This is a genomic window from Lelliottia sp. WB101 (assembly GCF_003051885.1).
Lineage (GTDB): Bacteria > Pseudomonadota > Gammaproteobacteria > Enterobacterales > Enterobacteriaceae > Enterobacter > Enterobacter nimipressuralis.
The window spans coordinates 898,134-919,174 of record NZ_CP028520.1; the positions used below are offsets into that span (position 1 = coordinate 898,134).

Here is a 21,041-nt window from a genome sequence, read left to right on the forward strand (position 1 = left end):
AGTCGCACCAAAGAGGGGCGGGCAACCGCCCCTCTTTAACATCTGCACACTGGCAACATAAGTTGCCGATATCGTTTACAAATCCTGCCTGCTTCTGCTCAATCATTCACCCCAGAGATGCTTAAATTGTCATCTCATTGTGGTAGATTCCTCGCGCATTTATGGGAATGCGCAGTCACTTATTCTTTATTTCTCTCTTTTTGCAAAAGTATTCAGCGACATGAAAAAGCAAAGGAACGTTAATTTACTGTTGATGCTGGTGTTACTGGTGGCCGTCGGTCAGATGGCGCAGACCATTTATATTCCGGCGATTGCAGACATGGCGAAAGCGCTCAGCGTGCGCGAAGGTGCGGTGCAGAGCGTGATGGCCGCCTATCTGCTGACTTACGGCGTCTCGCAGCTGTTCTACGGTCCGCTGTCTGACCGCGTCGGGCGTCGCCCGGTGATCCTGGTCGGGATGACCATTTTCATGATCGCCACGGTGATCGCCATAACCACTCACAGCCTGACGATCCTGATTGCCGCCAGCGCCCTGCAGGGCATGGGGACCGGCGTCGGCGGGGTGATGGCGCGTACGCTGCCGCGCGATCTGTACGAAGGGACACAGCTGCGTCATGCCAACAGCCTGCTGAATATGGGTATTCTGGTAAGCCCGCTGCTGGCACCGCTGATTGGCGGCGTGCTGGACAGCATCTGGTCGTGGCGCGCCTGCTACGCATTCCTGCTGGTTCTGTGCATTATCGTCACCTTCAGTATGGCGCGCTGGATGCCAGAAACGCGCCCGACGGGCGCACCGCGCACCAGGCTTATTGCCAACTACAAAACGCTTTTCGGCAACGGCGCGTTCACCTGTTACCTGCTGATGCTGATTGGCGGCCTGGCGGGGATTGCGGTGTTTGAAGCCTGTTCAGGCGTGTTGCTGGGTGCAGGTCTGGGGTTAAGCAGCATGGTGGTGAGCATTCTGTTCATTCTGCCGATTCCGGCGGCATTCTTCGGCGCATGGTTTGCCGGTCGCCCGAACAAGCGTTTTTCCACGCTGATGTGGCAGTCGGTGATGAGCTGCCTGCTGGCAGGGGTGATGATGTGGGTCCCAGGCTTACTGGGCGTGATGACCGTCTGGACGCTGCTGATCCCGGCCGCCCTGTTCTTCTTCGGCGCGGGAATGCTCTTCCCGCTCGCGACCAGCGGCGCGATGGAGCCGTTCCCGTTCCTGGCAGGAACCGCAGGTGCGCTGGTGGGCGGCCTGCAAAACATCGGCTCCGGCGCGCTGGCCTGGCTCTCCGCCATGATGCCGCAGACGGGTCAGTCTAGCCTTGGCCTGTTGATGACCCTGATGGGGCTGCTGATTTTACTGTGCTGGCTGCCGCTGGCGTCGCGCGAGCCGCATCACGAGCAGACGATTTAATCACATGATGGCCCGGCTTCTCGTCGGGCTTTTCACACACCGGTGCAAGCATCGCCTGCAGCAGCGGTTCCGGCCCTGGTCGCCACGCCCCCTCCTCGCCGTCATAAAACTGGAAATCCGCGTTAATGGCGTAAGGGATTTTGGCTTTTTGCAGTTCGCAGGCCATAAAGCTGGCGAAAGCCATCTGCGGTGCCGTCGGGGTAACGCGGCTGGATTCACCCACGCCCCAGCCGCCCACCCAGCTCACATGCCCGGTTTTTTGCTGCCAGCGCAACGCGGTGGTGATCCGGCTGCGAATCATCGATTTCTCCGCCGCCGTGCCTGATGTCCACGGGTATTTTCCGTTGTTCTTGAGCGGTCCCCACGGGAAGATGTGCCATTCGGCCAGCACGTAATTCTGGCTGTGGGCAGGCAGCTTAAGGCTGCCGAGATCTTCCGGTGCCGCGCGCAGGCGCGGAGCGACGAAAATCATGCGTTCGGCATCAATGGCATGAATGGCTTTGATCGCTTTTTCGTAGACACGGTTAAGGGATGCGAGATTGTGATTGAGCTTGTCCGCCGGCTCGTAGATCAGGTCAAAACCGAGCAGCGGCGAGCTTTTCTCGAAGTAGTGCGCCACGGCAATCCACCAGTTCACCACCTCTTTTTCGTTATCCGCTTTCGGGTCGTTTTTGTATTCATCCGCCTGATAGGCAATAACCGGGATCACGCCGTATTGCTCACAGGCTTCCACCAGCTTGCGCAGATGAATCAGGCGCGCTTCCGTCGGCTCGCCGGCCACGCGGATACGCACGTGGGTAAAACCTTTGGCCTTAAAATCACGCACTTCCAGCGGATCGAATTCGCGAATGCCGCGCTCGGTGCGCGCCCAGTCCACGTCGATGCCCACCCCGAGCTGCTGCGCGTAGCGCGCAGCCGTCAGCGGTGGCTCAGCGGCAGACACCCAGCCAGAGGAGATAATCAGCGCAGCGGCGATCAGGGGCTTTAACACGGTTAACCTTGCGAGAAATCGAAAGCAATATGCTGTATTTAGCACGCTTTTCGCGGTTTGGTGTAGAGGCTATGCGTAATAATTCTTCAACCCACCTGACTTTTCAGCCAGTCGATAAAGGCATCAATTTTCGGCCACTGCCTGCCCGAAAGGGTCGATATGTAGTAGTGCTGATGGCATTTCAGGGCTTTCTCACCGAAGGGCGCAATCAGCTCCCCGCGATCCAGCCGTTTTTGCACCAGCCGCTGACGCCCCATGGCGACACCCACGTGGTTCATCGCGGCGATAACGGCTAAATCGGAACGATCGAAACCAATGCCCGACGATGGCGGCAAATTCACTGCAAAGTGCTGCGCCCAGCTAAACCACTCATCGGTTCCCGAGTCGTTACTCCACGCCTGTCTGTCATGCAGCAGCGTGCAATGGCGCAGATTGTCTGGGTTTTTAATTAACTCATGTTCGCGCGCGTATTCCGGTGTGCACACCGGCAGGATCGCCTCGTTCATCAGAAAATGATGGGCGAGCTGAGTGGGCGGCGTATCGTCGAAGTAGAGCGCCAGATCGATACCCGTTCGCTGCATATTCGGGTAATCATTGCCGGTGAGAATGGTCAGGGAGATCGACGGATAGCGGCGGGAAAAATCCCCAAGCATCGGCACCAGCCAGCACTGGGCAATGCTGGGGCGCGAATAGACGGTCAGGGTGCCGGAAAGCGCCTGATTCTTGATGTCGAGGATCTCCTGGTTCAGGGTATCCAGCGACGATTTAAGGGTCCAGAAAACCCGTTTTCCCTCCTGCGTCAGCTCCACTTTGCGGTGCGAGCGGACGAACAGCTGAATCCCCAGCTCCTCTTCCAGCAGGTTAATGCGATGGCTGACGGCGCTCGGGCTGAGCGACAGCTCTTCCGCCGCCAGCGCGAAGGACTCATGACGGGCCGCCACTTCAAACGTGTACATTTTTGACAGTTGCCAGCCGTTCAACAGGCGATTGCCGACCTCATTCGCATCGTTCATGGCGGTTTTTTTATCCCCTCAGCCTCGTATTTCTGCCCTCAGAATATCCGTTATGAATGAATTAATGTGAAGCAACGACGAATAAAGTGCGCTTTTTAGAGCAATGTCACTCATTTGATCCAATCTGCCTCACCTGAAAGGCAATTTATATCGTTTGTCAGCCGGTGCCGTTTTTTCGTCCAATAGCCGCAGATAACTTAAGGGTGGGGTGAGATATGGGATCTCAGATGTGGGTTGTGGCGACGCTGCTGGCAAGCATCGTGTTGATTGTATTAACCATCGTAAAACTGAAGTTTCACCCGTTTCTGGCGCTGCTGCTTGCGAGCTTCTTCGTGGGCGCAATGATGGGCATGAGCCCGCTGGATATGGTCAATGCCATCGAGAGCGGCATCGGCGGCACGCTGGGATTCCTGGCGGCGGTGATTGGCCTCGGCACCATTCTCGGCAAGATGATGGAAGTTTCTGGCGCGGCGGAACGCATCGGACTGACGCTCCAGCGCTGCCGCTGGCTCTCCGCCGATGTGATTATGGTCCTGGTCGGGCTTATCTGCGGTATCACGCTGTTCGTTGAAGTGGGCGTGGTGTTGCTGATCCCGCTGGCGTTCTCAATCGCCAAAAAGACGCAGACTTCGCTGCTGAAACTGGCAATCCCTCTGTGTACGGCGCTGATGGCGGTTCACTGCGTGGTGCCTCCCCATCCGGCGGCGCTGTTTGTCACTAACAAACTGGGCGCGGATGTGGGAACGGTGATTGTATACGGCCTGCTGGTCGGGCTGATGGCCTCTCTGGTGGGCGGCCCGCTGTTCCTGAAAATCCTCGGCGATCGCCTGCCGTTTAAGCCGGTTCCGGCGGAGTTTTCTGACCTCAAAGTGCGAGAGGAACATACGCTGCCCACGCTGGGCGCCACGTTGTTCACGGTGCTGTTACCGATTGGCCTGATGCTGGTAAAAACCATCGCCGAGCTGAACATGGAAAAAACCGGCTCGCTCTACACGCTGCTGGAATTTATCGGCAACCCGATCACCGCCATGTTTATCGCCGTGTTTGTGGCCTATTACCTGCTCGGCATTCGTCAGCATATCGGGATGAGCGCGCTGCTCAAGCACACGGAAACGGGCTTTGGTTCGATTGCCAACATCCTGTTGATCATCGGGGCGGGCGGGGCGTTTAACGCGATCCTCAAAACCAGCGGCCTGGCCGATACGCTGGCGCTGATTTTATCGAACATGCATATGCACCCGATTCTGCTGGCCTGGCTGGTGGCGTTAATTCTCCATGCGGCCGTCGGGTCTGCCACGGTTGCGATGATGGGGGCCACGGCGATTGTCGCGCCGATGCTGCCGCTCTATCCCAACGTCAGCCCGGAGATCATCGCCATTGCCATCGGTTCTGGCGCCATTGGCTGCACGATCGTCACCGATTCTCTCTTCTGGCTGGTGAAGCAATACTGCGGCGCGACCCTGAACGAGACCTTTAAATACTATACAACGGCGACATTTATCGCCTCGGTACTTGCACTTGGCTGCACGTTCCTGCTTTCTTTCATTATCTAAGCGCGAAGAGACGTACTATGGAAAACGCAAACATCACCACCTTAATCGCCCAATATCCTCTGGTAGAGGATCTGATGGCGCTGAAAGAGACCACCTGGTTTAACCCGCGCACCACCACGCTTGCCGAAGGGCTGCCGTATGTCGGGCTGACGCAGGCGGATGTGAAGGATGCCCACGCCCGCCTGGCCCGCTTTGCGCCTTATCTGGCGAAAGCGTTCCCGGAAACCGCGGCCAAAAACGGCATTATCGAATCAGACGTGGTGGCCATTCCCGCCATGCAGCAGCGCCTGGCGAAGGAGTTTGCCACGCCGATCAACGGAAATTTACTGCTGAAAAAAGACAGCCATTTACCGATTTCCGGCTCTATCAAAGCGCGCGGCGGGATTTATGAAGTGCTGACCCACGCCGAAAAACTGGCGCTGGAAGCGGGGCTGCTGTCGCTGACAGACGATTACAGCATCCTGCTGGAGCCGCGCTTCAAAGCCTTTTTCAGCCAGTACAGCATTGCCGTTGGCTCAACGGGTAATCTGGGGATGTCGATTGGCATCATGAGCGCCCGCGTTGGCTTTAAGGTGACGGTGCATATGTCTGCCGACGCCCGCGAGTGGAAAAAGGCCAAACTGCGCAGCCACGGCGTTGAAGTGGTGGAGTACGAACAAGATTACGGCGTGGCGGTGGAGCAGGGACGCAAGGCTGCCGAGAGCGATCCCAACTGCTTCTTTATCGACGACGAAAACTCTCGCACCCTGTTTTTGGGTTATGCCGTGGCGGGTGAGCGTCTGAAAGCCCAATTTGCTGAACAAGGGCGCGTGGTGGATGCGGATCATCCCCTGTATGTCTATCTGCCGTGCGGCGTGGGCGGTGGCCCTGGCGGCGTCGCGTTTGGCCTTAAGCTAGCCTTTGGCGACCATGTTCACTGCTTCTTCGCCGAGCCAACCCATTCGCCGTGCATGTTGCTGGGTGTTTATACCGGTTTGCACGATGAAATTGCGGTGCAGGATTTGGGGATCGATAACCTAACGGCCGCAGACGGTCTGGCGGTGGGACGCGCGTCCGGGTTTGTCGGCCGCGCAATGGAGCGTCTGCTGGACGGGTTCTACACCCTGTCCGATCAGAGCATGTACGACATGCTGGGCTGGCTGGCGCAGGAAGAGGGCATTCGCCTGGAGCCATCGGCGCTGGCAGGTATGGCCGGGCCGGTGCGTGTCCCTTCTTCAGCCAATGCGACCCACCTCGTCTGGGCAACGGGCGGCGGGATGGTGCCAGAAGCGGAGATGGCAAAATATCTGGCGAAAGGCCGTCCGTCACGTCTGCCGTAACAGCGTCATCAGCTCTTGCGTCGAGCGGTTGTGCTTTTTCAAATCGCGCATCACTTTCATAAAGGGTGCGCTGTAGTCATAGAACGCCAGATAGCCCTGACACAGCACGTCGTCATTTGCCGACGTGCATAACCGCCGTCCTGCGCACGTCTGGCATTTCAGCAGCCCTTTCTTCTGGCACAGCGCGGTGCCACACCAGCCGTCCAGTGTGTCGTCGAACAGGCGCACCGAGATCTCCCCGATATCCTGCCGGACCCACATCGCAAAAATCTGCGTTAAGAACTCGCCCCACACCTCCGGCGTTACGGGCTTTTCACCCGCCGTCTGTGGCAAAAAATGGACGTTTTTGTTACCGCTGAGGCGTAACGCTTGATAAACCTTCCCTGGCTCGCGCGCGTTGCAGTTATCGACTACAACCACGCGGGTACTTCCGTGGCATCCTGTCATTCACGACCCTAGAAAAATCAGTATTTGCTGTAAGTGTGTTACAGCAAACAGTAATGCGAGGGAGAGTACTGCGAGAGAGATCAAGAATTTGTCACGCACTGCTTTGGGCTGCGCGAAATCGTTGTGATTCACGTCCATCAGGTTGCGGCTGCGGGTGTAGCGCCAGAGAAGAGCCGCTACCAGCGCCAGCACCACAATCGAGACCCAGAACGGCAGACCGGTGCGGTGCCAGTTGTGTTTAATCGCCAGTGCGATCAGCGCGCCGTAGCCCAGCAGCGTGCGCAGCCAGGCCAGCGATGTGCGCTCGGGCTGCAGGCCGGGGTCGGCTTCCCGCCGCGCTTTGCGGCTATCCGCCATAGAACACCAGCACCATGACCGCTGCCGCGACGGCCAGCAATATCACGCTGATCGCCAGCAGGCCGCGCGTGTAGGGCATATCCTGTTTCAGGCGCATCGCCTTTTCATTGCGCAGCCAGCGCAGATAACCGTAGATCGCCAGCACACCGGCGAACAGACACAGCAGCAGCGCCAGCACTTCACGAATCAGCGGCGTGGCAAAATCTGGTGCGAGCTGGTCCAGCCCGACGCCTGCGGCGAGAAACCCCAGCGCGGTGCGGATCCATGCGAGAAATGTGCGCTCATTGGCGAGGGAAAACCGATAGTCAGGCGCTTCGCCCAGCTGGGAAATTTTCATGAAGGCTCCTTGTCGTACCGCAAGCAGGCTTCAGCATAGCGTAAATTGACCGGCATCTGGGATGCCGGTCGGCGGGATTAGTGCAATTCTGGCCAGTAATCTTTGTTGGCCTCAATCAGATCATCGAGGATGGCTTTGGCAACCGAAGCGCTTGGCACGGTTTTAGACAGGGTAATCGCCTGCCAGAGTTTGGTGTAGGAGCGCTCTTCCCAGGCGTCGACCACCAGTTTTTCCACTGCCACCTGCTGGCCCATCAGCCCTTTCTGGAAGTGTGGAATATCGCCCACGGTCAGCGGCTCAGGGCCGTTTTTCCCGACCAGGCAAGGAATTTCGACCATCGCATCGGCGTCGAAGTTATGAATCGCCCCGTTGTTCGGCACAATCAACAGCATCCGCTCCTGAGTGTTGAACGCAATAGCCGTTGCGAGATCGACGATGTACGACGCATGTTCATCGATTTCCAGCTCACCGGCGGAAGATTTCCCCGCTTCGATGATGGCGCGGCAGGAGCTGAAAACATGCTTCTCGCGATGATCCATCACTTCGTTCGCGCGGGTGCGCTCCGGGTTTGAGTGCGCCACCACGTAATCCGGGAAGAGGTAATATTTCAGGTAGGTGTTCGGCATGGTGTCCGGATCGAGCGCCTGCACGTCTTTTGCTTTCGCGAACGTGTCATTCCAGCTGGCTTCCGTATGGGCATCGTCAGAAGGTGGCACATAACCGTTTTTCGCCACGTATTCGCGCAGTTTCGGCATCAGATCGTTACCGTTCAGATCTTCAATCGACGTCCACCAGCCGAAATGGTTCAGGCCGTAGTAGCGCACGCGCATCTCTTTGCGGTCTTTCAGACCGACGATCTGCGCCATTCGCCCTTCGATGCCAATCGGCATATCGCAGATGTTGAGGATTTTGGCGTGAGGTCGCAGACGACGAGTGGCTTCAGCAACGATCGCCGCCGGGTTGGAGTAGTTGAGCATCCACGCATTCGGGGAGTATTGCTCCATATAATCCACCAGCTCCAGCACGCCGCCAATGGAGCGCATGCCGTAGGAGATCCCGCCCGGACCGCAGGTTTCCTGACCCAGCACGCCGTGACGCAACGGGATTTTCTCATCCTTCTCACGCATCGGGTATTTGCCGACACGGATATGCGCCATCACAAAGTCCACGTCGGTAAACGCGGCTTTAGGGTCGGTGGTATAGCTGAATTCGATATCCGGCGCCTGCTCCTGCAGGATGATTTTGCACGCCTCGGCGATGGTCTCCTGACGTGCGCCGTCGTTGTCATAAAACTTGAGCGCACGCAGTGGGAAGCGGTCGCGATTCGCCAGCAACATCAGGACGATACCAGGAGTGAAGGTGCTGCCGCCGCCTGCGATAACAACTGAGAATTTTTTCATGATACAGCCTCTGTCATGGTGGATGATGGGTTTGTAGAAGAAGGGGTCATCAGAGATTCAAGCTGGTCGCGCACCTGTGGGACGTGCAGCCCAACAATCACCTGAATACCATTGCCGCGACGCACCACACCGTGGGCGCCAAGGGCTTTGAAAACGTCGTCACTTTGCGTTTTGCTCATATCAAACAGGGCGATACGCAGCCGGGTGGCGCAGTTGTTGATACTTTCGATATTGCCTGCGCCGCCCAGCGCCTGCAGATAGGCAGCCGCCTGGCCAGAGCTGGTGTTCGCCGCAACGGTAGTTTGCCCGCGCGCGGCCTGGTAATCCGCTTTGCTGTAGAGTTTGATTTCGCTCTCTTCACGGCCCGGGGTTTTCAGGTTGAAGCGTTCGATAAGCGTCTTAAAGACCAGGAAATAGAGGGCGGTGAAGCACAAGCCGATGCCAATCTGGGTGAACATCATGGAGGCATGATTGTGGAACATCGGGATCCAGTTCTGCGGCAGGAACTGGTCAAGCAGACCGCCGCCCATATTGCCGACCACGCCAAAGATATACATCACGGTCGCCATGGTCGCGGCGAGGACCGCGTGAACGGCAAACAGCAGTGGCGAGATAAACAGGAAGGTAAACTCCAGCGGTTCGGTGATCCCCACCAGCATTGCGGTCAGCGTCGCCGGGATCAGCAGCCCCGCCACTTTGACGCGATTTTCCGGCGAGGCGGTGTACCAGAGCGCCAGCGCAATCCCAACGGAGCCAAACACTTTCGAGTTACCGTGCAGCGCAAAGCCGCCTTCGGGGAACAGGGTTTTCAGCGGTAACGTGCTCTGGCTGAACGCCTGCAAATGCTGCGCCCAGTACACCTGAATACCGCCCTCGACCGCCGCCGGGCCGAAAATAAATGGACCGTAGACGAAGTGGTGCAGGCCCGTTGGGATCAAAATGCGCTCCAGGAATGTATACACCCACACGCCCAGCGCCCCGGCGGAGCGTAAAAACGCCTGCAACGACTCAATGCCCATCTGCACTTTTGGCCAGCCGAGCAGCGTCAGCCAGGCGCACGGAATCATCACGAAGAAGGCGATGATCACCACAAACGAGGTGCCCTGGAAGATGCCTAAAAATACCGGCAGCTGTTTATCGAAATAGCGGTTGTGGATGGCGGTCACCAGCCCGGAAATCACAATCGCGCCGATAATGCTGGTATCGAGGGTTTTGATCCCGGCAATCATCGCCAGTCCGCTTCCCGCGGTAGGCTCGGCCATAAAGTTCACGCCAAAGAACTGACCCCAGGTCATGCCCATTGCGTTGATAAAGTAGTTCCAGGTCAGGAAGCTAATCAGCACCGCCAGACAGGCCCGGCCCTGCGCCTGTTTGGCGAGGCCGATCGGTAAACCGACGGCGAAAATCAGCGGCATATTACGAAAGACCGCCCAGCCGCCCTCTTCAATGATGTGGACGATTTGGGCAAATAAATGATCGGGTGCCGTTAAGGCCTCGCCCACAAAAAGCGGATTGCGCAGCATGATGGCAATTCCGACCACCATGCCTGCGAAAGGGAACAACAGCACCGGGGTAAACATGGCGCCGCCAAAACGTTGTATTTGACTGAGCATCTTTAAATCCTCATGTAACAACCTGTAGGGGGTTTGGCCTTATTGGTTTTGTGCTGGCCTGAAATGAGAATAAAAATTTATTCAGCGGCCCACACCGCGCACCGCTGCGTTCCGTGATCGCATTCATGGTTTTAATTTGCCCACTCAGGTCTACTTTCAGTTCAAAATATGGACATGTTAAGACGCGATGCACGACTGAATACGCGCAGAGAGGTCTACAGGTGATCTACAAATCCATTGCCGACAGATTACGTCTGCGGCTCAATTCGTCGGATTACAATGTCGGCAGCCCGCTGCCAGGCGAAAAAGCGCTGGCGCAGGAGTTTGGCGTGGCGCGGATGACCATTCGCAAGGCCATCGATTTGCTGGTCGGCTGGGGGCTGGTGGTGCGCCGTCACGGCAGCGGCACCTTTGTTGCGCGCAAGGATGTTCACCATGAAACCACCAATCTGACCGGGCTGGTGGAGGTGTTGCGCCAGCAGGGCAAAGAGGTGCAGAGCAAGGTATTACAGTTTGAAGTGATGCCCGCCCCGCCCGCCATCGCCAGCCAGCTGCGTATTCAGATTGACGAGCGGATCTACTTTTCGCGTCGGGTGCGTTACGTGGAGGGAAAACCGCTGATGCTGGAAGACAGCTTTATGCCCGTGAAGCTGTTCCGCAACCTGTCGCTGGCGCATCTTGAAGGGTCGAAGTTTGATTACATCGAGAAGGAGTGCGGGATCTCCATCAGCGGGAACTACGAGAGCCTGACGCCGGTACTGGCTGACCGGCAGCTGGCGAATCTGATGAACTTACCGGAACAGACGCCGCTGCTGCGCATTACGTCCTTGTCCTACAGCGACAGCGGCGAGTTCCTGAATTACTCCGTGATGTTCCGCAATACCAGCGATTACCAGGTGGACTACCATCTGCGGCGCATCCACCCGGACGCGTTGTTAGCCTATCCCCCAGAACAGCACGGCCAGTAGCTGCGGCGTGATGATACGCAGGAACATCACCAGCGGATAAACGGTGGCGTAGGAGAGTGCCGCCGCGCCGCTGGTGGCGTGCAGATTGTTGGCGAAGGCCAGCGCCGGAGGATCGGTCATGGAGCCGGCCAGCATGCCGCACAGGGTCAGGTAGTTCATCTTCGCGAAGATTCGCGCCAGAATCCCGACCGTCAGCAGCGGAACCGCCGTGATGATAATTCCGTAGCCGATCCAGCTTATCCCCTCGCCCTGCGTCAGAGTGTGGATAAAGTCGCCGCCAGATTTCAGCCCCACTACCGAGAGGAAAAGCACAATGCCCAGCTCGCGCAGGGCCAGGTTGGCGCTTGGCGGCATGAACCAGTACAGCTTCCCGATACAGCCGATACGCCCCAAAATCAGCGCCATGATCAGCGGCCCGCCCGCCAGACCGAGCTTGAGCGCTACCGGGAATCCGGGCACGTAGAGGGGAATTGAGCCGAGCAGCACCCCCAGCCCGATACCGATAAACACCGGCAGCATCTGCACCTGCTGCAATTTTTGCTGCGCATTGCCGACCATATCGGCGACGGCGTCGATGGACGACGGGCGGCCAACCAGATTGAGGATATCACCAAACTGCAGGCTGGCATCCGGGCTGGCGACCAATTCAACGCCCGCGCGATTCAGGCGTGAGATCACGACGTCGTAGCGCTCTTTTACCTGCAGATCGCGGATTTTTTTGCCCAATACCTGCTCGTTGGTGACCACAACGCGTTCCACGCGCATGTCGGTGCCCCGCGTCGAGAGGGAGGTGTCTACCTCCTGGCCGATCACCAGTTGCGCGCTGTGCAGATCGCCGGGCTGGCCGACCAGGTGCAATAAGTCCCCGAGCTGAATCACAGTGCCGGGAGATGGGACCATCAGCATTTCGTCCCGCTTCAGGCGCGAGCAGATGATATTGACGCTGTTCAGAATCGGCACATCCTGAATCGCCATGTGGTTCAGATTGGGGTTTTCGACGCGAATGTTGATGGTTTTGATCAGCATGTGGCCGTTGGTGATCGTGGATTCATGCTTTTTGGCTTCGTCGTCCACGTTGATACGAAACAGCACGCGCACCAGCCACATGGTCAGCAGAATGCCGCAAATGCCAAACGGGTAAGCCATCGCATAGCTCATCCCCATCTGATCCACTACGCCGGGCGCAATGCCCAGATCGCGCAGAATTTGCTGTCCGGCCCCCAGCGCAGGGGTATTGGTGACCGCGCCGGAGAAAATCCCCAGCACCACCGGGAGCGGAATATCAAAGATTTTATGCAGAATGGCGGTGACGAGGCCGCCCATGACGACAATGCCGAGAGCAAAGAGATTCAGCCGCAGCCCGGAGACGCGCAGCGAGGCGAAAAACCCAGGCCCGACCTGAATGCCGATGGTGTAGACGAAGAGGATCAGGCCGAATTCCTGAATGAAGTGCAGCATTTCAGCGCTGAGGGTTAACCCAAGCTGATCGGCGAAATGGCCGACAAAAATACCGCCGAAAAGCACTCCGCCAATGCCAAATCCGACACCGCGGATTTTGATATTGCCAATCCACAGCCCAACCACTGCAACCAGGGCCAACACGCTAACCGTTAACGCGATATCACTCATGACCTTTTCCCTGCGCATATCCTTAGTGATTAAGGGGATTCTCGCAGAGGTTATGGGGTTTGTATGGGCGATGGCGCACAAAAAAGCCCCGCGAAAGCGGGGCTTAGTCGTTTGCTTTTCCCGCAGACACTGCCCTTGAGCAGGCCTGCGGGTTTTGTTGGTCGGGAAAGCGCAGCGCCTCCCGACACAAATTAGCTGTTCAGCGCCGGACGTTCGCTGATGGCGATTTTCTGCGGTGCCAGTGCTTCCGGCACGTTGCGCGTCAAATCAATGTGCAACAGCCCGTTGGTAAAGGTCGCACCGGAGACTTCCATATGGTCAGCCAGGGTAAAGCTCAGGCTAAACGGCTGAGTCACCAGGCCCTGATGCAGCCACTGGGTTTCAGTTTGTGGTTTTTCCGGCGTCCCTTTCACCGTCAGGCGCGCGCCTTCGAGCTGGATATCGAGATCCTCCTGACGGAATCCGGCCAGCGCCAGCGTGATGCGGTAGTGGTTGTCATCGCTTTTTTCGATGTTGTACGGCGGAAAACTCTGTTGTTCAGCCGTGCTTTGCAGGGCGTTAGCCAGTTTGTCAAAACCAATCCACTGACGCAGCAGGGGGGATAAATCGTAGTTACGCATTGTTAATCTCCTTCTGAGAAGCGAGTTAAGCACTGTTTTTAGTGCGCAGTTGTTCCTGCAAATCCACATGGATTCGCACAGGCTCCCGTTTCGGCAAGCCACTCTGGATGGGCCGCGCGAGCGACCCGCTTAAATTAGTTGATCTCGATACGGCGCGGTTTTTTCTCTTCCGGAATCACACGTTCCAGATCGATAAACAGCAGACCGTTCACCAGGTTTGCACCGTAAACGTGGATGTTTTCGGCGAGCTGGAATTTGCGTTCAAAGTTGCGCTCAGCAATGCCCTGGTAGAGATAGGTACGTTCTTTCTGCTCTGCCGTATGCGCGCCTTTCACCACCAACAGGTTGTCCTGCGCGGTGATTTCCAGTTCGCTCTCTGCGAAACCGGCGACAGCAATGGCAATGCGGTAGTGGTTTTCGTCAACCAGCTCAACGTTGTATGGAGGGTAACCGTTACCCTGGCTTTGGTTATTTTCTAAATGGTTGAACAGGCGATCAAAACCAATAGCAGAACGGTACAGCGGGGAAAAATCGAAATTACGCATAAATCAATGCTCCTGAAATCAGCGAGTAATGTTTGCCTTCCACCATGGACAGGCCGTTGTGCCACCAAACACCCATCAGGCGTGTTCGTTCTTCGGCTACACAGATAAAGTGGGTCTGATTCCGATCATTTCAAGAGGTTAAATGCGAGATTTTTTTGCACTTTGCTGGGTCTCGCATAGACTGGGACTACAGCACAAAGAGTGAAATTGCGATGGCTGCCACAGAGCGGCGCTTTCCAGCTATTCTTTTCGCACATGGCTCGCTATAACTCGATATTGCGGTTATGTCTCGCCATTAACATTGATTAACAGATGATGAATAATGTTCTGATAAAGCTGACAACATGCAGCGTAGTGGTATTACTTTGCGGGTGTTCGAGCGTGATGTCTCACACCGGCGGTAAAGAAGGAACATATCCGGGCACGCGCGCCAGCGCGAATATGATTTCGGATGATGAGACGAACTGGGGCACCAAATCCCTGGCGATTCTGGATCTGCCGTTTACAGCGGTGCTGGATACGCTGTTAGTCCCGTGGGATCTGTTCCGCACCGATAGCTCGGTGCGTTCACGCGTGGAAAAAAGCGAAAAGCAGAATATGGCCACCAACAGCGTTATCCCGCCCGCTGAGATGACAGCGCCCTGATTACTTCCCGGTTTCCGTGACCCAAAGCTGACGGAAACCGGCCGTCTCTTCCATCCACGCCACATAACGACCATCCGGCGAGAATACCACCGCATCACCCGAGGGCGGATTGCCGTGATCGGACGTCAAAAACGTCACTTCACCGCTTCGCGCATCGCAGCAGGCGATGCGGTTGTCCAGCACAAATCCCAGCGCTTCGCCCGACGGATGCCAGTTAAACGCCGACTGAATATCGCGGGTGTTATGCGTCAGCTGGCGCGGCTCACCACCCTCTGGCGCGATAAGCCATAGCTGCACAATGCCACGCTCATCGCGCATCAAAAACGCGATTTCACCGCCCTGCGGATGGCTGCGCACCCAGTGGCGCGGCACGTTGACCAGCCCCGGATAGCGGTTTTCATGGGTGAACGTTAAACGCCGCTGCACCACACCAGCAGGCGGTGCGGGCAGGGTCTGCTCCGTCCCTTCCAGCGGTTCGTCGCCCGCCTGTTTCCAGCCTGCCTCATCGTCTGGAAGATCGACGATAAACAGCTCCGGCACTTTTTCGCCGCGTTCAGAGAGCGTGTCGCCGATAAAGGCCAGCTGGCGGTTACCCACCCAGCCCTCTTCATAGGCGCGGTTGATCTCATCGCTGCCGGGCCGTGGCGTAGGCGTCGTGCGGCTGATCAGTACGCTCCAGAACGTTCCGGCATATTCGCGCGGATGATTGCCCTGCGGCATCACCGGGCCGAACGGCGCGGCGACGCCGACATTGCGCAGATCCAGCGTCACGTCACGTTCGTGCATCACATGGTCGTTATAGGTAAAACTGACCCGTTGCCCGTTGGGGCTAAAGACGTGAACGTGGCTCCCGCCGCGCAGCGCGCCGGGGGTATAGGGCGCAGTGATGTCCATGGCATCGAGATTACTGACTTCGCCGTTGCGGGCAATCACGCCGCGACGATGGTGAAAATCGTAGTGCCAGCCCGCATCCGGGTTTTCCGGGCCGTGAATAAAGACGTATTGTTCCTCAAGAGGATGAACGGTCACCACGCCCACGTGCGCGCCATTTTTAGCGCGGTAGATCACCTCGGTTTCGCCCGTCTTCACGTTGACTCGCTCGATCGTCTCGCCCGTAAAGGACGCGCCGGACGGTCGCACGTCAAACGCCAGCCATTGGCTGTCAGGCGTCCAGGTATTGGTATTCGTGAGCTGATGATGACGGGGAGCGAAGGTGATTTGTTTCATGGAGAGACCCTGATGCGCGGTTATCGCATCAGGGTAAAGCATCGCGAAGATTTAGCCTACTCGTTTAACATCGCCGACCAGCAGGATGTAGGAGAGCGCGCCAATCAGAGTGATGACGGAGATGTAGGTCAGAGCAGGTGCAAAGCCGTGCGCCTGCGCCAGATAGCCAATGACCAGCGGAACGGTGATACCGCCTAACCCGCCGGCAAAGTTAAACACGCCTCCGGTGAGACCGATCAGACGCATCGGTGCCAGCGAGGAGACCAGCGACCAGGTGATGGACGCAAAACCGTTGCCGAAGAAGGCCACCGCCATCAGCACGGTGATCCACACCGGGTCATTGGTGTAGTTCGCGCCCATAATGCAGGTGGAGAGCAGCAGGCCGAAGATGATGGGCAGCTTGCGCGAGAATCCAATCGAGAAGCCTTTGCGCACTAACATATCGGCGATCCAGCCCGACAACAGCACCCCCACGAACGCTGCGAGGAACGGAACCGTGGTCATGAAACCGGCTTTTAGCGCGGTGATGCCTTTTTCCTGGGTCAGATAGTTCGGGAACCAGGTCAGGAAGAACCACAGGGTAGACGCAATCGCGAACTGCCCGAGATAAACCCCCACCAGCTTGCGGTGGAAAACCAGTTTCCAGTCACTTTTGGTCAGGCGGGTGCGCCCCTTGTTTTCAATCTGCGCATCGCCATCCACCAGACCGCCGCCCTGCTCGATGTAATTCAGTTCTGCGGATGTGATGCCTTTGGTTTTACGCGGTGACTGATAGACCTTAAACCAGACAAACGACCAGATAATCCCGACGCAGCCGGTGATGATGAACACCCAGTGCCAGCTCAGCGACTCCTGGATCCAGATCAGCAGCGGCGTGAGGAACGCCAGGCCTACAAACTGTCCGGAGGTGTAGAACCCCACCGCCGAGGCGCGTTCATGCTCCGGGAACCAGCTGGTCACCATGCGGTTGTTGGTCGGGAAAGCGGGCGCTTCGAAGATCCCGGTGATGGCGCGCAGGCCAATCAGCGACAGCAGTCCGGTGGCAAAGCCCTGGAACAGGGTGGCAACGGACCAGCCAAAAATCGCGATGCAGTAAGTGGTGCGAGAGCCTAAGCGGTCCAGCACACGTCCGCCTGGGATCTGGCACAAGGTATACATCCAGGCAAACGCCGAGAAGATGTAGCCCATCTCGGTTTTCGAAATGCCAAACTCTTCCTGAATATGCGCGGACGCCACGGCCAGGTTGGCGCGGTCAACGTAGCAAATCACCACGGTAATAAAAATCATCAGCAGCGTCAGGTAACGACGACGGCCTGTTTTTGCGGTAGTCACAGAAATATCCATTAATCTGTCTCCAGATTTTGGGCATAGTGATACACGTCACCATGCCCTGTAAGTTACAGAGGGTTATGTTTTTGTGGGTAAGAATTTTTGCCCGGGAATATGGCGCTGACCGGGCTTACGAAATGGTGATCACCACTCCGCTACGCTACCATCCGAATATCGCCACAGCGGGTTACGCCAGTCGGACGCGTTTTTACTCAGCTCAATCACTTTGGCTTCGTCAATGTCCACGCCCAGACCCGGTTTGGTTAACGGTTTGAAGAACCCGCCTTCCATGCTGAAGTCTTCTTTGTTTTTCACAAAATCGAGCAGCTCAGCACCTTTGTTGTAATGGATGCCCATGCTCTGCTCCTGGAATACCGCGTTACGCGAGACGAAGTCCACGTGCAGACAGGCGGCCAGGGCAATCGGTCCCAGCGGGCAGTGCGGCGCCAGCGCCACGTCGTAAGCTTCGGCCATACCAGCGATTTTGTAGCATTCGGTGATACCCCCGGCGTGGGACAGATCCGGCTGTAAAATCGCCAGGCCGCCCGCTTCCAGCACGCGTTTGAATTCAAAGCGCGAGAACATACGTTCGCCCGCCGCGATGGGAATATGGGTCTGTGCCGCCAGCTTAGGATAGTACTCGGCCTGCTCCGCCAGTACCGGCTCTTCGATAAACAGCGGGCGGTACGGCTCCAGCTCTTTGATCAGCACTTTCGCCATCGGCGCGCTGACGCGACCGTGGAAATCGAGGCCAAACTCAATCTCATTGCCAAAGGCTTCGCGGATTTGCGCCACCGTATTCACGGCGTTATCCACCGCGCGGGAGCTGTCAATGACGCCCATCTCTTCGCAGCCGTTAAGCTTGAAGATATCAAAGCCAATTTTGCGCAGCGTTTTGATGCCGTCGATCACCTCTGCCGGACGGTCACCGCCGACCCAGCTGTAGGCTTTAATTTTGTCGCGCACCAGACCGCCCATCAGCTGCCAGACCGGAGCGTTCAGCACTTTGCCTTTGATATCCCACAGCGCCTGATCGATACCGGCGATGGCGCTCATCAGGATCGGGCCGCCGCGATAAAATCCACCGCGGTACATCACTTGCCACAGATCGTTAATACGCGCCGGGTCCTGACCGATCAGGAACTCTTTCAGCTCATGCACCGCCGCTTCGACGGTACGCGCGCGACCTTCAATTACCGGCTCGCCCCAGCCGACGACGCCTTCGTCGGTTTCGATTTTTAGAAACATCCAGCGCGGGGGTAAACGGTACGTGGTGATGTTGGTAATTTTCATTTCACTGCCTCTCGATACGCCTTAACAAACGCGGCTGCCTGCGCTGCGGTACGCTCAACGGACTGCCCGGCACGATAGAGATCGCTGCCAAGCCCTGCCCCTGCACAACCAGCATTCAGCCACTGCGTCAGGTTTTCCGGCGTCACGCCCCCCACGGCAAAGACCGGAACATCAGCCGGAAGTACCGCTTTCAGCGCTTTGATGTAATCCGGGCCGAAGGCCGACGACGGGAAAATTTTCAGCGCCTGAGCGCCCGCATCCAGCGCGGTAAAGGCTTCGGTGGCAGTCGCACAGCCAGGGCAGACGGTCATGCCGTAACCTACCGCGCGTCGGATGACCTCAGGCTGAATGTTGGGCGTGACGATAAGCTTGCAGCCCATACTGGCAAGTTGCTCGACCTGCTCGGGTTTTAAGACCGTACCCGCGCCAATTAGCGCTCTGTCGCCAAACGCGTCCACCACTGCCGGAATGCTCTTTTCCCACTGCGGTGAATTGAGCGGGATTTCCACTGCGTCAAATCCGGCGTCGATGACTGCGCCCACGTGTGCGAGCGCGTCGTCCGGCGTAATGCCGCGCAAAATCGCGATGAGAGGGAGATTAGTTTGCCACTGCATGAGCGATGCTCCTTATACCTGCCTGGAATGCCACGTCGCCTTCAAGCGTTGAAACTTCGCGACCACAGGCGCGAAACGCCTGCTGGTAACGAGCGGTTAACGATGAACCCGCGACAACGGTGATGTCCTGCTGCCCGGCGAACTGCTCGCCCAGGGTGGCGACTTCTGCGCCAATCAGCAGACCGGAGAGAAATTCGCTGACCTGTTCACGCGGGAGAGTCCCTAGCACGTGTGAAGCGCGAACTTCAAAAAGTTGTGGCAGAACGGCAGGCGAAGCGAGACCGCGTGCAAGCCCGGCAGCAAAAGCCTCAGGAGAGGGTTGCTGTTCCGGCAGGCCCGCGCCCACCAGCGAATGGCGCAGCAGCACGTGATGCAATTCGCCGGTCAGCACGGTCCGAAAATCGTGGATCTGCTCCGCGTCGGCTTGCACCCATTTGCAGTGCGTGCCGGGCATAACATAGACAGAAGAAGGAGAAAGGGTGCGCGCGCCGAGCAGCTGTGTCTCTTCGCCACGCATCACGTTATGGTTATCGTCACGGGAAACGCAAAGTCCGGGAATAATCCAAATATTGTCGCCAACGGACGTTAACGCCTCATCAATAGCGGAGAAATGGGCAGGAACAGGCAAGTACGGCGCGACTTTCCAGCCCACGTTGCTGCCTACCATCCCTGCCATGACCACCGGTATCGCGCCTTCGCGCCAGTTTTCAGTGACTTCTGCTAACACCGCCTGAGGGGATTTACCGTTCAGGCGCGTGACGCCTGCTTCTGATTGCCTGTTATCCAGGCATTTATCGCCTTCATAAAGCCAGGCGCGCAGATTGGTCGATCCCCAGTCAATAGCGATGTAGCGAGATGTCATGTGATTTCCTTTAACCTTCGTGTCGAGCTGGCGATCATGGCGAGCGCCGCTTGCTCTGCCGCATTGCTGTCCTGATGTCGTATCGCATCGAACAGCACTTTATGTTCCTGCAGGGTCTTGGGCATGTTGGCCTCATCCCCCATCCAGGTCCGTTCAAAAACTGCGCGCTGTAGCGAGCTGATCGCCACGCTAAGCTGCTGTAAAACCGGGTTATGCACTGATTCCAGCACCGCCTCGTGATAGCGGATATCCGCTTCGTTAAAGGCGTCCCTGTCCTGGTTGTTGGCGATCATGTCGTTGAGCGCCGCTTCGATCTGGGCCAGGTCCCCTGAGGTCGCCCGCTCGGCTGCCCACCTGGCAATTGCCGGTTCCACCAGGTTTCGTACCTCGCTCATCGCACCGATGAGCTGCGGGTCGTCGTCGTTTGCCAACACCCACTGCAGAACGTCGGTATCAAGGTAGTTCCACTGTTTACGCGGGGCGACAAAGGCGCCGCGATAACGCTTCATTTCGATCAGCCGTTTCGCCATTAGCGAGCGAAAGACTTCGCGGATGATGTTGCGCGAGGTTTCAAACTCCTCGCACAGCTCGGCCTCGGCGGGCAACGGCGAACCCGGTACGTACTTACCGCTGACAATCTGATTGCCCAGCGCGATGACGATGCGGTCGGTTTTGTTGAGAGTCATGGAGAATCCTTGTTTCTTTTGTCCATCACTACTTTACCGCGACCGATGAGTTTCACCTCACTTTTGCAGTACAAACGTGAGGTCGTTCGTCAATTCCATGGCCGTAATGTAGTACAATCACATTGTGTTGTACTACAATACAGATCACAAAAAGAACAACCCATCGATCAACAGGCAAAAAAAAGCCC

General features: G+C 57.2%; 20 protein-coding genes, 1 pseudogene and 1 other annotated feature. Of the genes and pseudogenes, 5 read left to right on the top strand and 16 right to left on the bottom strand.

Going from position 1 to position 21,041, the window contains the following annotated elements:
- Positions 1–220 precede the first annotated feature (220 nt).
- Positions 221–1,405, top strand: coding sequence for a multidrug efflux MFS transporter EmrD (emrD, locus tag DAI21_RS04225; protein ID WP_107704216.1), 1,185 nt, complete (start codon positions 221–223; stop codon positions 1,403–1,405).
- On the opposite strand, the gene DAI21_RS04230 is transcribed toward emrD, so the two are convergent.
- Positions 1,308–2,396, bottom strand: coding sequence for a glycoside hydrolase family 5 protein (locus DAI21_RS04230; RefSeq protein WP_100778257.1), 1,089 nt, complete (start codon positions 2,394–2,396; stop codon positions 1,308–1,310). The two genes, emrD and DAI21_RS04230, sit on opposite strands and share 98 nt — an antisense overlap.
- 86 nt (positions 2,397–2,482) lie before the next feature.
- Entirely contained in the window at positions 2,483–3,409 is a 927-nt protein-coding gene (dsdC, locus tag DAI21_RS04235; protein WP_100778258.1) for a DNA-binding transcriptional regulator DsdC, read from the bottom strand.
- Between the two features lie 215 nt (positions 3,410–3,624).
- On the opposite strand from dsdC, the gene dsdX reads away from it, so the two are divergent.
- Both dsdX and dsdA read left to right on the top strand, forming a co-directional pair.
- Positions 3,625–4,962, top strand: coding sequence for a D-serine transporter DsdX (gene dsdX, locus DAI21_RS04240; protein WP_102105110.1), 1,338 nt, complete (start codon positions 3,625–3,627; stop codon positions 4,960–4,962).
- Between the two features lie 17 nt (positions 4,963–4,979).
- Positions 4,980–6,281, top strand: coding sequence for a D-serine ammonia-lyase (dsdA, locus tag DAI21_RS04245; protein WP_107702571.1), 1,302 nt, complete (start codon positions 4,980–4,982; stop codon positions 6,279–6,281).
- Here dsdA and DAI21_RS04250 read toward each other — a convergent pair.
- The 5 genes from DAI21_RS04250 to DAI21_RS04270 all read right to left on the bottom strand — a co-directional run bounded on the left by DAI21_RS04250 (position 6,267) and on the right by DAI21_RS04270 (position 10,435).
- Entirely contained in the window at positions 6,267–6,728 is a 462-nt protein-coding gene (locus tag DAI21_RS04250; protein ID WP_129035795.1) for a regulator, read from the bottom strand. The genes dsdA and DAI21_RS04250 overlap by 15 nt on opposite strands.
- Positions 6,729–7,085: a DUF202 domain-containing protein gene (locus tag DAI21_RS04255; protein ID WP_107702572.1), complete on the bottom strand. Its 357-nt coding sequence runs from the start codon at positions 7,083–7,085 to the stop codon at positions 6,729–6,731. It lies immediately after the preceding gene.
- The gene (locus DAI21_RS04260; RefSeq protein WP_100778263.1) at positions 7,075–7,422 is read right to left on the bottom strand and encodes a YidH family protein; all 348 of its coding nucleotides are present in this window, start codon (positions 7,420–7,422) and stop codon (positions 7,075–7,077) included. The genes DAI21_RS04255 and DAI21_RS04260 overlap by 11 nt, the downstream gene beginning before the upstream one ends.
- Before the next feature lie 77 nt (positions 7,423–7,499).
- Positions 7,500–8,822, bottom strand: a complete 1,323-nt coding sequence (locus tag DAI21_RS04265) for a 6-phospho-alpha-glucosidase (protein WP_100778264.1) — start codon at positions 8,820–8,822, stop codon at positions 7,500–7,502.
- Positions 8,819–10,435: an alpha-glucoside-specific PTS transporter subunit IIBC gene (locus DAI21_RS04270; protein WP_149044997.1), complete on the bottom strand. Its 1,617-nt coding sequence runs from the start codon at positions 10,433–10,435 to the stop codon at positions 8,819–8,821. Before DAI21_RS04270 ends, DAI21_RS04265 begins: the two co-directional genes overlap by 4 nt.
- A gap of 221 nt (positions 10,436–10,656) precedes the next feature.
- Here DAI21_RS04270 and DAI21_RS04275 point away from each other — a divergent pair, with 221 nt between their 5' ends.
- On the top strand, positions 10,657–11,403 hold the full coding sequence (locus DAI21_RS04275) for a GntR family transcriptional regulator (RefSeq protein ID WP_107702573.1): 747 nt from the start codon (positions 10,657–10,659) through the stop codon (positions 11,401–11,403).
- Here DAI21_RS04275 and DAI21_RS04280 read toward each other — a convergent pair.
- The 3 genes from DAI21_RS04280 to ibpA all read right to left on the bottom strand — a co-directional run bounded on the left by DAI21_RS04280 (position 11,371) and on the right by ibpA (position 14,197).
- Positions 11,371–13,032: a putative transporter gene (locus tag DAI21_RS04280; protein ID WP_102105113.1), complete on the bottom strand. Its 1,662-nt coding sequence runs from the start codon at positions 13,030–13,032 to the stop codon at positions 11,371–11,373. The two genes, DAI21_RS04275 and DAI21_RS04280, sit on opposite strands and share 33 nt — an antisense overlap.
- 191 nt (positions 13,033–13,223) lie before the next feature.
- Positions 13,224–13,652, bottom strand: a complete 429-nt coding sequence (gene ibpB, locus DAI21_RS04285) for a small heat shock chaperone IbpB (RefSeq protein WP_100778267.1) — start codon at positions 13,650–13,652, stop codon at positions 13,224–13,226.
- 134 nt (positions 13,653–13,786) lie between these two features.
- Positions 13,787–14,197 carry a small heat shock chaperone IbpA gene (gene ibpA / locus DAI21_RS04290; protein ID WP_100778268.1) on the bottom strand — a complete coding sequence of 137 codons (411 nt, stop codon included), beginning with the start codon at positions 14,195–14,197 and terminating at the stop codon, positions 13,787–13,789.
- Positions 14,191–14,263 (bottom strand) — a sequence feature (ROSE (Repression Of Heat Shock gene Expression) occurs in the 5'-region of heat shock genes and acts as an RNA thermometer to modulate expression.). Its footprint overlaps the gene before it by 7 nt.
- Positions 14,264–14,509: 246 nt before the next feature.
- Here ibpA and DAI21_RS04295 point away from each other — a divergent pair.
- Entirely contained in the window at positions 14,510–14,842 is a 333-nt protein-coding gene (locus tag DAI21_RS04295) for a YceK/YidQ family lipoprotein (RefSeq protein WP_100778269.1), read from the top strand.
- Here the strand turns inward: DAI21_RS04295 and DAI21_RS04300 are convergent, their stop codons facing one another.
- The 6 genes and pseudogenes from DAI21_RS04300 to dgoR all read right to left on the bottom strand — a co-directional run bounded on the left by DAI21_RS04300 (position 14,843) and on the right by dgoR (position 20,853).
- Positions 14,843–16,069, bottom strand: coding sequence for a DUF3748 domain-containing protein (locus tag DAI21_RS04300; RefSeq protein WP_199908235.1), 1,227 nt, complete (start codon positions 16,067–16,069; stop codon positions 14,843–14,845).
- 51 nt (positions 16,070–16,120) lie between these two features.
- A pseudogene (locus tag DAI21_RS04305) lies at positions 16,121–17,456 on the bottom strand (MFS transporter).
- An 86-nt stretch (positions 17,457–17,542) separates the two neighbouring features.
- On the bottom strand, positions 17,543–18,691 hold the full coding sequence (gene dgoD / locus DAI21_RS04310) for a galactonate dehydratase (RefSeq protein ID WP_107702576.1): 1,149 nt from the start codon (positions 18,689–18,691) through the stop codon (positions 17,543–17,545).
- On the bottom strand, positions 18,688–19,305 hold the full coding sequence (locus DAI21_RS04315) for a 2-dehydro-3-deoxy-6-phosphogalactonate aldolase (protein ID WP_100778273.1): 618 nt from the start codon (positions 19,303–19,305) through the stop codon (positions 18,688–18,690). Before DAI21_RS04315 ends, dgoD begins: the two co-directional genes overlap by 4 nt.
- A complete protein-coding gene (locus tag DAI21_RS04320) occupies positions 19,289–20,167 on the bottom strand; it encodes a 2-dehydro-3-deoxygalactonokinase (protein ID WP_107702577.1) in 879 nt (292 codons plus the stop codon). The genes DAI21_RS04315 and DAI21_RS04320 overlap by 17 nt, the downstream gene beginning before the upstream one ends.
- Positions 20,164–20,853 (bottom strand): D-galactonate utilization transcriptional regulator DgoR, encoded by a 690-nt coding sequence (dgoR, locus tag DAI21_RS04325; protein ID WP_100778275.1) that lies wholly within the window; start codon positions 20,851–20,853, stop codon positions 20,164–20,166. Before dgoR ends, DAI21_RS04320 begins: the two co-directional genes overlap by 4 nt.
- Between the last annotated feature and the right edge of the window lie 188 nt (positions 20,854–21,041).